Genomic DNA, 12,332 nt, shown 5'->3' on the forward strand with positions numbered 1-12,332 from the left:
CTATATGAGCCGGTTCACATGCCAGCACGAATTCAGCTCGATCTCGCGCGGGTCCGCGATGGACGTTGGCCCCTCAGAACTCCAGCTTGTCACGTATCGCCTCGATCCCGGCTTTCGCGCACGCTTCGTCCGCGTCGCCGCCGGGAGCGCCGGATACGCCGACCGCCCCGACCAGAGAGCCGCCCGCTTCGACGACCAGTCCTCCTCCGATGATGACCGTTCCGGGCAGGTTACGAATGCCCGACTGCATCATGCCGGGCTGACTGAGCGCATTCAGCTCACTCGTGCTGGCTTTGAACGACGCAGCCGTCCACGCCTTGCCTGATGCCGTCGAGGGGGTGTGGGCGCCTGCAAAACGATCGCGGAGCATCACTTGCGTGACGCCGAAGCGATCGACGACAGCGACGGCAACCTGGTATCCACGGGTGCGGCAGCTGTCCAACGCAGCACGCGCGAGATCGAGCGCCAACTCGGGACTAAGCGACTTGTAGGCGACGAGGGCCTCTTCCGCCCGTGTTGGACTGATGAACGCGATCAACAGGGCCGCCGCGACCGACAGAGGTCGAACATTCATGGCTATCTCCGGCAAGGGTGGGCACACCGCTATTTGCCCTCACCATATGCCAGATCGTCGAACAGGGTCACGCTATCCGCCTTGGTCCACAAGCCAATCATGCCCGGATCTTTCATCGTAGCGTCCTCAACCTCGAATAACGGCTTGCCGTCATACGTCACTTTGAACCGAGTCCCCGCAAAGTCGCAACGCAACGTGTGCCATTGCCCGGACGCCACCGGCGTGCTGACGCCATAGCCGCCCTTGCGTCCGACAATTTCCAGCGACGTTCGAACGCCTTTGATCGTCTTGTAGAGCACCACATTGTCCTCCAGCGCGTTGGCCCGCACGACGTAGTAATTGTCCGCGTCCTTCGCGCGCCAGATGATGCCGGCGGCGCGATCCGCTGAACCGGCGATGGCCTTGAACTTGACCTCCACGAAACCGTCGCCGATGCTGGTATCGCTCTTGATGGCCAAGGGGAAGGTCGCCCGCCCGGATTGCTTGAGCACGTTCGGCTTGCTCGGCGCCGTGGCGTCGGCCTCAACGGTCCATTTCGGTTGTCCCTGACCGGTCTTCGTCAGGGTCCACCCTTCCGGCGGCATTCCGGCAGGAGCGTTATCAAGATTCAGGGTCTTGGCCACGGCGTTCCCTCCCATCAACAAAACCAGCACGACCGTCAAGGCAAGCCTCGCCCGCCCAGAAGGTCGGGGCGGAAGGACGGCTGAGCGGATCATCGGTTTTCGCATCTGAGCTCAGCTCTTCGTGCTAGCCGTCTTGTCCAGCGCCGCGCGCACGCCGCTCGCGAGCTTGATCGCATCGTCGTTGGCCCAGAAATGCATGAAGAACAGGCGCGGCTGTTCGTCCAGCATGTGGCTGTGCAGGGCCGTCACGGCGATCCCATGCGACCGCAACGTCTTGATCACCGGGTTGACCTCGTCGCCGGTCAGGACGAAGTCGCCGGTAATCGCGGCCTTGCCGCCGCCGGTCGGCTGAAAGTTGACGGCGGTTGCAACGCCCAGCGGCCCGACCGGGCTCAACTGCATGCCTTGCTCGGTGATGGGATCGCGGCGGGGGACGTTGAACTGATAAACGCCACCGTTCGCCTGGCCCTTGACGCCGATGATGTTGTCGAGCTGCGCAGTGTCGAGATCGACGGCGGGCGGAGCGGCCGTCGAAGCCGGCGCCGACGGCGGCGTCTTGCTTTCGGCGAGCGCGTCCTTGATAGCCGCGGCGATTCTGGCGGGATCACCGTGCCCGGCCACGTGCATGTAGAACGTCGCCGGGCTCGCGCCGAGCAGATGGTTGTGCACGGCAGTGATCTCCAGCCCGTTCGCGATCATCTTCGCCATGACCGGGTTGATCTCGGATTCGAGCAGCACCAGATCGCCCATCGCCATGACGCCGCCATGCGCGGACTTAAACGCGACCCAGCCGCCGAGCGCGAGCGCGGGCTTGATGGTGACGCCGTCGAGCGTCACCGTGAGATCGGTGCGTGGAAAGCCGTAGCGATGCACGTCGCCGGTCACGGCCGCCTTTCGCCCCAGCGCGTCGTCGACTTTCTGCCAATCGACGTCCTGCGCGCGGGCGGTCGCGATGAAGCAGGCGCCGATGGCCATCAGCGCCAAAATTGTCTTGCGCATTGATCTGCTCCCTTGAGCTTGAATTCGGTTTCGTCTCAGTTCCGCTCCTTGATCTGGCCGCTGCTGTCGACAACGAGCCGCACCTGCTTGCCGTTCTTGTTCGCCCTTACGGTCGTTCCTTCTGCAGTCGACTTGATGTCGCTGACATCGGTGTAGCCAGCCGCCTTGATCCTGGCGACGAGCTCGTCCTGGGTCAGCGCGCGTGCAGCCGATACGCCGCCCGTCAACGCCAGAATGAGGAAAGCGTGAAGGATTGTCCGTGTGCGCATGGTCGTTCTCCTGGTCGTGTCCCCGCCCCAGGTGAAGTCCGTTTCGCAAGGTGACGCGCGCCGACAAGGCCGGCGCGGCGCGCCGGACCGACAAGCCGAAAACGATGTGTAGGATGACATCGGGTGTCGTATGACATGCTGCGTCCCTGGTGAAAATCAGGACGCGATTCTTGGGCATGTCGCCTCACGGGGAGATCGCATATCCCCGACACGGCGAGTAGAAGCCCGCGTGGCCGGGCTGTCAACTCACCCCTCCCCGGAGAATCCTCACAAAGAATTTTACGCCCCGTATGGAACTACGCCAACCGCTCTTGAAAGGCGAAGACCATCTCACGTAAGCTGGTCCGCACGGGGACAAGGCAGACTCCCCGTGAGACCCCGGTCCAAGCTCTGCGCAGCACGCAATTCGTGGAGCTTGCGCATGGACACCGAACGACACTTCTCTCCCCGCCAGACCGTAGCCATCCTTTCACGCGGCGACGCTGCCGCGCGCCGGGCGGCGAGGCCGCAAAACAGCCGCTTCGTCCGCGTCTTCGAGGCGCTCGCCGCTCTCGAGATCGACGCGCGCCCTGTGATCTATGACGAAAGCTTCGCCGAGGCGGTCCGTGGCCAACTGCTCAGCGTCGACGGCGTGCTCGTGTGGGTCGATCCGATCCATCAGGGCAAGACGCGCGCTGAACTCGACGCCCTGCTTCGCGAGGTGGCGGCGCGAGGCCCCTGGGTGAGCGCCCATCCCGACGTCATCCTGAAGATGGGCGTCAAGGAGGTGCTCTACCGAACCCGTCATCTGGGCTGGGGCGCCGACACGCATCGCTACGACAATGCCTCAGCGTTTCGCGCCGAATTTCCCGCGCGTCTGCGCGCGAGCGGTCCGCGCGTGCTCAAGCAGAATCGCGGCAACGGCGGCCAAGGGGTCTGGAAGGTGGAGGCCCTCCCGAACACGGATGATATGGTTCGTGTGCTCCATGCCCAACGCGGAAGCCGACCCGAGGACATCCGCCTCGAAGACTTGCTGGCTCGCTGCGCGCCGTATTTCGGCTGGGGCGGCTGCATCATCGACCAGGCGTTTCAGTCTCGCCTGCCCGACGGGATGATCCGCTGCTACATGAGCGGCGCCAGGGTCGCAGGCTTCGGGCAGCAACTGATCAAGGCCTTGATGCCGCCGCCCCCGGAAGGTCCTGAGGCGCCCGAGGCGCAGCCGGGACCACGCATCATGCACGGGCCAGATGCCCCGCCGTTCCAGGCGCTGCGACGATCAATGGAGGACGAATGGACGCCGCAGACGATGGAGACGCTGGACATCGATGAATCCTCGCTACCCGTCATCTGGGATGCCGACTTCCTGTACGGGCCACGGGATGCGGCTGGCGCCGACACGTATGTCCTTTGCGAGATCAACGCGAGCTCCTGCTTTGCGATTCCCGACGAGGCACCAGCGGCGATCGCGCGAACGGTGCAGCACCGCCTTCTGCGGACCGAGCGCACCCGCGCCGAGAGATAGACCCTGTCGGCGGAGAGCCGCGGCATCCTGCGCTGCGGCTCCCCGTCTCACAGAAAGCCGGTCGAGATCCACGGGATCGCGGCGACGATCAGCGTGCCAATCAGCAAGGCGACGATATAGCCGACGATCGGCTTGATGCCCTCGTCGGGACTGATGCGGCTGATGGCGCAGGCCGCGTAGTAGCCGACGCCGAACGGCGGGGCGAACAGGCCGATGCCCATCGCGAGCACGACGACCATCGCGTAATGCACCTCATGCACGCCGACTTGGCGTGCGATCGGAAACAGCAGCGGCCCGAACAGAACGATAGCCGGGATGCCCTCGAGCACGCTACCGAGAATGACGAACGCCAGGATCGTGACGCCGAGAAAGACCGGCGTTCCGCCCGGCAGCGCGGTCATGAACTTTGCAAGCGACGCCGAGAAGCCCGATTGCGTCAGAGCCCACGCCATCCCGGTCGCCGCACCGATGATCAGCAGGATCGCGCCGGATAGTGACGCGGTCTCCACCAGCATCGGATAAAGCCGGCGCCAGGAGAACTGACGATAGATCAGCAGCCCGGTGAGAACCGCGTAGACGATGCCGATGGTCGATACCTCGGTCGCGGTCGCAACGCCCTCGACCACCGCGGCGCGGATGACGAAGGGCAGTGCCATCGCCGGAATCGCAATGACGAAGGCGCGGCCGATCTCCCTCCCCGTCGCACGTTCCACATGCGACAGGTCCTCCCCGCGGTATCGCCACCAGACCACGGCGCAGAGGCCGATCGCCAGCACGATGCCGGGCAGCAGGCCGCCGGTGAACAGCGCCGCGATCGACACGCCCGTCACCGAGCCAATAGTGATCAGCACCAGCGACGGCGGAATGGTCTCGGTCTGAGCCCCGGTCGCCGCGAGCAGCGCGACGAGATCCCCGGGCTTGGCACCGCGCTTGGTCATCTCCGGAAACAGCACCGGCGCCACGGCGGCCATGTCCGCCGCCTTCGATCCCGAGATGCCCGACACCAGATACATCGCGCCGACCAGCACATAGTGCAGGCCGCCGCGCACGTGCCCGAGCAGGCTGGCGAGAAAGCCGACCATGGCGCGCGCCATGCCGGTCATTTCGATCAGCAGGCCGAGGAACACGAAGAGAGGCACCGCCAGCAGGATCAGATGGCTCATGCCTTCGTCCATGCGTCCGATGATGACGACATCGGGCGTGCTCGTCGTCAGTGCCAGATAGCCGACGGTGGCAAGACCAAAGGCGAACGCGATCGGCACCGCCGCCAGCACCATTGCGCCGACGATGACCACGAAGAAGATCAGCAGGTTTAGATTGCCGAGCGGCTTCAACATCGGCGCGACCAGCACCAGCGCGGCAATGATGCCGCAAACGAGCGCCACGGCGGCCAGCAAATGCCGCAGGCCCGCGATGCGAACCAGCCGCAGCACAGCCGCGATCAGCATCAATCCGATGCCGACGGGTAATGCGGCAGCCCGCCAGCTGTTGACGATCTCGAGTGCCGGCGTCGTGACGAACACCTCGTCGGCCGCGAACTCGTAAGCGGGATGGATCACCAGCAGCAGGAACGCAAGCGATGCCGCGGCAGCGACGACATCCAGGAATGCGCGTGCGTTGGGACGGAGCATGCCGATGATGGCCGTCATCCGCATGTGCTCACCGCGCTGGAACGCGATCACAGATCCCAGCATGGCGAGCCACAGGAACAGGATGCCGGCGAGCTCGTCGGCCCAGATGATCGGAGCATGAAACACGTATCGTCCGACGATTCCGGCCGACAGCACCACGATCTCGGCCAGCACCAGCAGGGCAGCCGGGATCGCAACCACATGACCAAGCGCCTTGTTGGCCCTGACGGCCCATAGGCGCACACCGGATTGAGGTGCCGCAACCGCGGCACCTTCGTCGATGCTCGGCGCATGGTTGATCGCGGTCATGACAGCTTGCCCGCCGCTTTCTCGAGCTGTGCCCAAGCCTCCTCGCCGAACTTGCCCTTCCAGTCGGAGTAGAAGCTCGTCTTGGCGAGTGCCTGCCGAAACGCGCCGCGGTCGACTTCGATGAATCGCATCCCCTTGGCGGTCAGGTCCGCGCGCAGCGATTCGCTCAGCTTCGCGATATCCGCGCGCTCGTCTTTGGCCGAACGGTCGAACTCGCGCGTCACGATGGCCTGCACGTCCTTGGGCAATTTCTCGAAGGCGCGCTTGTTGCCGAGGATCCAGTAATTGTCCCACACATGCCCGGTCAGGGAGCAGGTCTTCTGCACCTCGTAGAGCCGGGCGGTGGCGATGATCGGCAGCGGGTTCTCCTGCCCGTCGACCACTTTGGTTTGCAGTGCGGAGTAGACCTCGTTGAAATTGATCGGCGCGGGGCCTGCGCCGAGCGCCTGGAACAGCGACGTCAGATTGGGGGCGGCCGGCACGCGGAGCTTGAAATTCTTGAGGTCCTCGGGCGTCCTGATCTCGCGTCCGGACGAGGTGACGTGGCGGAAGCCATTGTCCCAGGGGCTCGACACCGCCATGATCGGCGTCCTCGCGATCTGCGCGCGAATATAGGCGCCGAGCTCGCCATCCATCGCCTTCCAGACCGCATCATAGCTGGTGAAGAGAAAGCCGAGATTGACGATGCCCGCGGCCGGGACCAGCGTGGCCAGGATCAGCGACGACAGGTTGAAGAACTCGACGCCGCCGTTGCGGACCTGCGTCAGCAGGTCGGTATCGGAGCCGAGCTGGTTGGCCGGGAACAGGTTGATCTCGAGCCGGCCGCTCGTCGCCTCGCGAATGCGGTCGGCAGCTTCCTTGGCGCGGATATTGACGGGATGGGTCGGATCCTGGCCGGTCGCGAGCTTGTAGGTGAATTCGGCGGCCGAAGCAGGATGCGTGAGAATGCCGCAGAGCGGCACGGCGGCACCGGCGAGGAGCAGCTTGCGACGGCTGAGGGTGATTGGTTTCCGCGGGATCATCTATTCCTCCTGTTGAGCTTGGATTGTTCTGCAGGGATGGCTTTCGCCACCGCCGTTGCTGCCGGCCGGCCCTCGGTGCGCCGGCATTGGACAGCAGCTATCCTTCTCCGCAGCAGCGCTGCGAAGCATGTTGGCCTGATCGGTGGTGAATGGTGGCTGCGGCTAGCGCAGCCACTCCTTGACCTGGCGCGTCACTTCGACGGTCGAGATGCCGTAGCGGTCGTGCAGCGTCGGCAGCGCGCCCGCGGCGAGAAACTCGTCGGGCAGCCCGATCTGCCGGAACGCGGGATGAACGCCTGAGCGCATCAGCAACGCCGCCACGGCTTCGCCGAGACCGCCGATCACGGTGTGGTTCTCGGCGACGACGACGAGGCGGCCGGGCTTGCCTGCTTCGCGCAGGATCGCATCCCTGTCGAGCGGCTTGATCGTCGGAACGTGCAGGACCGCGGCGTTGACGCGGTCCTCCGACAAGGCCTGGGCCGCCTCCAGCGCGCGCATGGTCATGATGCCCGAGGAGATGATCAGGACGTCGCCGCCATCACGCAGCAGCGCAGCCTTGCCGAGCTCGAAGCGATAATTGTATTCGTCGAGCACCAACGGCACCTGTCCGCGCAGGAGGCGCATATAGACCGGGCCGCGATGCGCGGCGATCGCCGGCACGATCTGCTCGATCTCGTGCGCATCGCAGGGATCGATCACCGTCATGTTGGGCATCGCACGGAACAACGCGAGGTCCTCGGCGGCCTGGTGGCTCGGTCCATAGCCTGAGGTCAGGCCGGGCAACGCGCAGGCGATCTTCACGTTGCGGTCTTCTTCCGCGATGGTCTGGTGGATGAAGTCGTAGGCCCGGCGCGAAGCGAACACCGCATAGGTGGTCGCGAACGGCATGAAGCCTTCGGCGGCGAGTCCCGAGGCTGCGCCGAACAGCAGCTGCTCGGCCATGCCCATCTGGTAGTAGCGATCGGGAAAGGCCTGCGCAAAGATGTGCAGATCGGTGTATTTGCCGAGATCGGCGGTCATGCCGACCACGTCCTCGCGGCTGCCGGCGAGCTCGACGAGCGCGTGGCCGAACGGGGCCGGCTTGGTACGCTGCCCTTCCGCCGCGATCGAGGCGATCATGGCCGAGGTGGTGAGGCGCGGCCTTGCCGAAGGGGTCGGTCCTGCGGACTTCATGGCTGCTCTCCCGCATTCAGTGCAGACAGCGCGAGCTGCCATTCATGCGGCTCGACGCGAATGAAATGGTTCTTCTCACGCTGCTCCAGGAAGGGAACGCCCTTGCCCATCAAGGTGTCGGCGACGATCATCCGCGGCTTCGGCTCGGGATGCGACATCGCTGCATCGAAAGCGCCTACCACCGCATCGAGATCGTTGCCGTCGACGCGCTGCACGAACCAACCGAAGGCTTCGAGCTTGTCGACCAGCGGCTCGAAGCCGAGCATCTGCTTGGAGGGGCCGTCGGCCTGCTGATTGTTGACGTCGACGATTGCGATCAGATTGTCGAGCTTGTGATGGGCCGCCGACATGATCGCTTCCCATTTCGAGCCCTCGTCGAGCTCGCCGTCGGAGAACAGGGTGAAGATGCGCGCCGTTGACCGCTTGCGCTTCAGTCCGAGCGCCATGCCGACGGCGATGCCAAGACCAAGGCCGAGCGAGCCGCCGGACATCTCCATGCCCGGCGTATAGGAGGCCATGCCCGACATCGGCAGGCGGCTCTCGTCGAAGCCATAGGTTTCCAGCTCCGCCTCCGGAATGATCCCGGCCTCGATCAGGGCCGCATAGAGCGCGATCGCATAGTGTCCGTTCGACAGCAGGAAGCGGTCGCGCTCCTCCCATGCGGGATCTTCGGCGCGAAAGCGCATCGCGTGGAAATAGGCCACCGCCAGCACGTCGGCGATGTCGAGCGCCTGCGCAATATAGCCCTGGCCCTGGACCTCGCCCATCAGCAGGGCGTTGCGGCGGATGTTGCGGGCGCGCTGTGCCAGCGTCGGTGCGTTCGCGAGTGTCGGTGTTGTCATGTGTGTCCCCTCCCCGCTCAGTGGATCAGCATGCCGCCGTTGACGTCGATGACCGCGCCGGTGACGTAGGCCGACAGGTCCGAGGCGAGGAAGGTGTAGATACCGGCGACGTCAGCGGCCTCGCCGAGCCGGCCGAGCGGAATGCCCTCGAGGATCTTCGCCCGCATCTCGTCGGTGAGCTTGCCCGCGGTGATGTCGGTGCCGATCAGGCCGGGCGTCACGCAGTTGACGCGGATGCCGTCGGGGCCGAACTCGCGAGCCATCGCCTTGGCGAGCCCGAGCACGCCGGCCTTGGCCGCCGAATAGTGCGGCCCACCGAAGATGCCACCGCCGCGCTGGGCGGAAACCGACGACATGCAGGCGATGGATCCGCTCTTGCGCTCGCGCATATGCGGGATCACGGCCTGGGACAGGAACAGGATGCCCTTGAGGTTGACGTCCTGGATGCGGTCCCAATCTTCCGGCGTGATGTCGAGAAGCTTCACCGGCTGGGTCACGCCGGCATTGCTGATGAGGATGTCGATCTGGCCGAATTTCGCGATGACCGCTTCAACGGCCTTGATGCAGGCCTGCTTGTCGGTGACGTCTAAGGCGAGGCCGAGATGCGGCTGGCGATTGACCGGTTCGAGATTGCGCGCTGCGTCTTCCGCCGCCGAGCCATCGATGTCGAGAATGGCGACCCGGGCGCCTTCGGCGGCAAATCGCCGGGCCGTCGCAAGGCCGATCCCCCGCGGCGAAGCCGCGCCGGTGATGATTGCAGTCTTGCCGCGAAGCAGCATCTGATCCTCCCTGAATGGCTGTGCCGAGGCTCCCGAGGGGCGCGGCTGTTCTTGATCAGTTGGTTATGCCACGGCCTGCTTTCCGACAAACGCACTATTGTCTTGCATAGGTGAATTTGGTTCACTTGTGCGATGTTGCTGTCCAGTATCCCGATATCCGCCGTCCGCGCTTTCGAGGCGGCTGCGCGCACCGGCTCGTTCCGGGATGCGGCGAACGAGCTTCATCTGACGCCAAGCGCGGTGAGCCACGCCATTCGCAAGCTCGAAAGCGCGATGGGCACGATATTGTTCGAACGCAGTGCCCGCACGGTTCGCCTGACGCCAGCGGGCGAGAACCTGATGCGTCATGCCGGCGCCGCTTTCGATAATCTTCGCCGCGGCATCGAGGAGGTCGCCGGCCGCGGCCCGCAATTGCTGAGAGTGCACTGTGCACCGAGCTTTGCCGCCCAGTGGCTCGCCCCGCGCCTCGCCCGCTTCATGGCTGCCGAGCCCAAGCTCGAGGTCCGCCTCGCCGCCAACACCGAATATGCCCGGTTCAGCAACGACGATTTCGATATCGATATCGTGTACGGGCAGCCGAGAGCCGAGGGGGTCGAGGTCATCCCGCTGGGCGAAGAGACCGTGACGCCGCTCTGCACGCCCGGACTGGCGAAGAAAATCCGCAAGCCGAAGGACCTGCTCGACCAGGTGTTGATCCGCTCGGAAGTGAAGCAGGTGCAGTGGCATCAATGGTTCACGGCCAACGGCCTCGAAGCCCCCGCCATCCACGGCATGCGCTTCGACCGCAGCTTCCTGGCGATCGCGATGGCGTCGAGCGGTCTCGGCGTGACGCTGGAATCAACCCGGCTCGCCGAACGGGAAATCGCGACAAAGCGGCTGGTCGCGCCGCTTGCCGGACGCTCCGTCGACATCCGCTATGTCGGCCATCATCTCGTTTTTCCACGGGCAAGCCGGCAGCGGCGGCCGATCCGCGTGTTCGCCGAGTGGATCACGCGTGAGCTTGGAGCCGGCGGCTCGGCGTCGAGCCGCACCGGAGCCGACTCGACGGCCATCCGCTCAGACTGACAGCTCCGTGGATTCCGGCAGTGACGGCAGACCGCGCCAAGGCTCGATCCTGCGGAGACGGCAGCCGAACAAGTGAGGGCGGCGGAAGCAGAAGCTGAAACCCGCCCGGAGCATGCCGTGGCGTTGAACGCCGGCCTAATCGAGCAAGCCCTTCAATCCGGCATAGATCGAGCCGATGCCGGTCGCAGCGACACCGGCCAACGGCCCTACGGTCTGAATGAAATCCTGAATCAAGCGGGCGCGGCGGCGCAATTGCTCTTCGCCGACATGCTGCCCGAGCAGGCGCGCCACGCGGAAGGCAAACGCGTTCGGCTTGCCGCCCTGGGTCAGCACGCGGGGCAAGACCTGGAAGATCACGACGCTCAGGATGTTCCCGGAGACGAAGGCGAGCAGGATGCTGGCGCCATATTCGAACACCTCGCGCCATTCGATCCAGGTTTGCGGCAGGATCGGAACGTGATCATGAACTCCTGTTACCGTCAGCATCGACGAGATGCTGACCCCTGCCGTCAGGAACGCCAGGACGAACGAGGTCAGGGCGGAGACCCGGTGCAGGGGATAGGCTACGAAGCCAAACAGGAGGGGTATCGCGATCGACGCGATCCGCAGCGGAATCGCTGACAAGTTGAAGGTGATGGTCACGAGCACATGCGCGATCACCAGCAACAGGGATGGAATGGCGACGTAGAGTATCGCATGGGTTCCGTAATAGCGCAGCGGATTGTTGTAGCGCTCGAGGCGGACATTGACGCGGTCGAGATCGCGCCTGAGCTTGTCCAGGTCGGCAACGATCTCGTCGATCTCGAGAAGCGTCGGCCGCACGACCCGCAAGTCACGCGAGCAATGCTTGCATGCGATCGCTTCGTCCTTGATGGTCTCGGCGCAAAACGGACATTCCATCGCTAGCGCGACTTCCTTCGCCTCATGATTGCTTCGATCTCGTCCCTGGCCCGCTTCAGTTCATCGCGCAGCTCCTCGCGCTTGCGCAGGAGATCGTCGCGCTCGGCGATCAGCGTGGCGGGAACGGCGATGTCGCGCCCGCACGAGGCGCAAACCATTGCACCCTCCGCACTCCCGGACCGGCAGTAAGGGCACGTCACTTGGGTGCGACCTTCAAGGTGAAGACGGTCGTGCCAGGCCGACCATCACTGTCCTTGATATCGACGCGGACCGTGTATTCGCCGGGCGGCAGCTCCGCATCCTGCATGTTGATGCCGTCGGCCTGCACGAAGGGCTTGACCCGGGGGGTCAGGTCGACGTTCGGCGTCCGGAGGAAGATCACCTTGACCGACTCCGGGTCGATCTTCGCTCCGCCATAGGACTGAAATTTCAACACCAGCCGCAGAGGCGAGCTCGCCGCGTCGCCCGGCGAGACGAACTCGACCTTGGGACCACGCATGATGCCGCGCTGATCGACGGCAACCGCTCCCTTGGGAGGCGGCAGCTTGGCTTCCTCTTCCGAGATCAACAGCGTGGCGCGCGATGGTGCCGAGAACAGCAAACCCGCGGCCACAAGGCCCAGAAAGACATTCCGCTTCATTTTCC

14 protein-coding genes are annotated in these 12,332 nt (G+C 64.7%); 2 read left to right on the forward strand and 12 right to left on the reverse strand.

Going from position 1 to position 12,332, the window contains the following annotated elements; translation table 11 throughout:
• Window positions 1–73: 73 nt before the first annotated feature.
• The 4 genes from YU9_RS0106520 to YU9_RS0106535 form a co-directional block, all read right to left on the reverse strand.
• Complete coding sequence (locus YU9_RS0106520) at window positions 74–574, reverse strand: heme-binding protein (protein WP_027572061.1); 501 nt, start codon at window positions 572–574, stop codon at window positions 74–76.
• 29 nt (window positions 575–603) lie between these two features.
• Window positions 604–1,227 carry a family 16 glycoside hydrolase gene (locus YU9_RS0106525; protein WP_245266317.1) on the reverse strand — a complete coding sequence of 208 codons (624 nt, stop codon included), beginning with the start codon at window positions 1,225–1,227 and terminating at the stop codon, window positions 604–606.
• An 81-nt stretch (window positions 1,228–1,308) separates the two neighbouring features.
• Window positions 1,309–2,196 (reverse strand): DUF1259 domain-containing protein, encoded by an 888-nt coding sequence (locus YU9_RS0106530; protein ID WP_027572063.1) that lies wholly within the window; start codon window positions 2,194–2,196, stop codon window positions 1,309–1,311.
• A 35-nt stretch (window positions 2,197–2,231) separates the two neighbouring features.
• The gene (locus YU9_RS0106535; RefSeq protein ID WP_027572064.1) at window positions 2,232–2,465 is read right to left on the reverse strand and encodes a PepSY domain-containing protein; all 234 of its coding nucleotides are present in this window, start codon (window positions 2,463–2,465) and stop codon (window positions 2,232–2,234) included.
• Between the two features lie 421 nt (window positions 2,466–2,886).
• On the opposite strand from YU9_RS0106535, the gene YU9_RS0106540 reads away from it, so the two are divergent.
• A complete protein-coding gene (locus YU9_RS0106540; protein ID WP_027572065.1) occupies window positions 2,887–3,966 on the forward strand; it encodes a Cj0069 family protein in 1,080 nt (359 codons plus the stop codon).
• 47 nt (window positions 3,967–4,013) lie between these two features.
• Here the strand turns inward: YU9_RS0106540 and YU9_RS0106545 are convergent, their stop codons facing one another.
• The 5 genes from YU9_RS0106545 to YU9_RS0106565 all read right to left on the reverse strand — a co-directional run bounded on the left by YU9_RS0106545 (window position 4,014) and on the right by YU9_RS0106565 (window position 9,722).
• Window positions 4,014–5,906 (reverse strand): TRAP transporter large permease subunit, encoded by a 1,893-nt coding sequence (locus YU9_RS0106545; protein ID WP_027572066.1) that lies wholly within the window; start codon window positions 5,904–5,906, stop codon window positions 4,014–4,016.
• Entirely contained in the window at window positions 5,903–6,928 is a 1,026-nt protein-coding gene (locus YU9_RS0106550; protein WP_027572067.1) for a TRAP transporter substrate-binding protein, read from the reverse strand. The genes YU9_RS0106545 and YU9_RS0106550 overlap by 4 nt, the downstream gene beginning before the upstream one ends.
• A 162-nt stretch (window positions 6,929–7,090) precedes the next feature.
• Entirely contained in the window at window positions 7,091–8,101 is a 1,011-nt protein-coding gene (locus YU9_RS0106555) for a transketolase family protein (RefSeq protein ID WP_027572068.1), read from the reverse strand.
• Entirely contained in the window at window positions 8,098–8,943 is an 846-nt protein-coding gene (locus YU9_RS0106560) for a transketolase (RefSeq protein ID WP_027572069.1), read from the reverse strand. The genes YU9_RS0106555 and YU9_RS0106560 overlap by 4 nt, the downstream gene beginning before the upstream one ends.
• Before the next feature lie 17 nt (window positions 8,944–8,960).
• Window positions 8,961–9,722, reverse strand: coding sequence for an SDR family NAD(P)-dependent oxidoreductase (locus tag YU9_RS0106565; RefSeq protein ID WP_027572070.1), 762 nt, complete (start codon window positions 9,720–9,722; stop codon window positions 8,961–8,963).
• A gap of 135 nt (window positions 9,723–9,857) precedes the next feature.
• Here YU9_RS0106565 and YU9_RS0106570 point away from each other — a divergent pair, with 135 nt between their 5' ends.
• Window positions 9,858–10,787 (forward strand): LysR substrate-binding domain-containing protein, encoded by a 930-nt coding sequence (locus YU9_RS0106570; protein ID WP_051380358.1) that lies wholly within the window; start codon window positions 9,858–9,860, stop codon window positions 10,785–10,787.
• Between the two features lie 135 nt (window positions 10,788–10,922).
• Here the strand turns inward: YU9_RS0106570 and YU9_RS0106575 are convergent, their stop codons facing one another.
• The 3 genes from YU9_RS0106575 to YU9_RS0106585 are packed head-to-tail and all read right to left on the reverse strand — an operon-like array spanning window position 10,923 to window position 12,327.
• Entirely contained in the window at window positions 10,923–11,687 is a 765-nt protein-coding gene (locus YU9_RS0106575; protein ID WP_027572072.1) for a hypothetical protein, read from the reverse strand.
• Between the two features lie 2 nt (window positions 11,688–11,689).
• Window positions 11,690–11,845, reverse strand: coding sequence for a hypothetical protein (locus YU9_RS48895; RefSeq protein WP_198028213.1), 156 nt, complete (start codon window positions 11,843–11,845; stop codon window positions 11,690–11,692).
• A gap of 38 nt (window positions 11,846–11,883) precedes the next feature.
• The gene (locus tag YU9_RS0106585) at window positions 11,884–12,327 is read right to left on the reverse strand and encodes a hypothetical protein (protein WP_027572074.1); all 444 of its coding nucleotides are present in this window, start codon (window positions 12,325–12,327) and stop codon (window positions 11,884–11,886) included.
• Between the last annotated feature and the right edge of the window lie 5 nt (window positions 12,328–12,332).

Source organism: Bradyrhizobium sp. WSM1743 (assembly GCF_000473065.1).
In the GTDB taxonomy this organism is placed as follows: domain Bacteria; phylum Pseudomonadota; class Alphaproteobacteria; order Rhizobiales; family Xanthobacteraceae; genus Bradyrhizobium.

Coding starts and splice junctions, on each gene's coding strand:
- YU9_RS0106520 (WP_027572061.1), bottom strand. CDS start 574: ATGAATGTTCGACCTCTGTCGGTCGCGGCGGCCCTGTTGATCGCGTTC.
- YU9_RS0106530 (WP_027572063.1), bottom strand. CDS start 2,196: ATGCGCAAGACAATTTTGGCGCTGATGGCCATCGGCGCCTGCTTCATC.
- YU9_RS0106535 (WP_027572064.1), bottom strand. CDS start 2,465: ATGCGCACACGGACAATCCTTCACGCTTTCCTCATTCTGGCGTTGACG.
- YU9_RS0106540 (WP_027572065.1), top strand. CDS start 2,887: ATGGACACCGAACGACACTTCTCTCCCCGCCAGACCGTAGCCATCCTT.
- YU9_RS0106545 (WP_027572066.1), bottom strand. CDS start 5,906: ATGACCGCGATCAACCATGCGCCGAGCATCGACGAAGGTGCCGCGGTT.
- YU9_RS0106550 (WP_027572067.1), bottom strand. CDS start 6,928: ATGATCCCGCGGAAACCAATCACCCTCAGCCGTCGCAAGCTGCTCCTC.
- YU9_RS0106555 (WP_027572068.1), bottom strand. CDS start 8,101: ATGAAGTCCGCAGGACCGACCCCTTCGGCAAGGCCGCGCCTCACCACC.
- YU9_RS0106560 (WP_027572069.1), bottom strand. CDS start 8,943: ATGACAACACCGACACTCGCGAACGCACCGACGCTGGCACAGCGCGCC.
- YU9_RS0106565 (WP_027572070.1), bottom strand. CDS start 9,722: ATGCTGCTTCGCGGCAAGACTGCAATCATCACCGGCGCGGCTTCGCCG.
- YU9_RS0106575 (WP_027572072.1), bottom strand. CDS start 11,687: ATGGAATGTCCGTTTTGCGCCGAGACCATCAAGGACGAAGCGATCGCA.
- YU9_RS48895 (WP_198028213.1), bottom strand. CDS start 11,845: ATGGTTTGCGCCTCGTGCGGGCGCGACATCGCCGTTCCCGCCACGCTG.
- YU9_RS0106585 (WP_027572074.1), bottom strand. CDS start 12,327: ATGAAGCGGAATGTCTTTCTGGGCCTTGTGGCCGCGGGTTTGCTGTTC.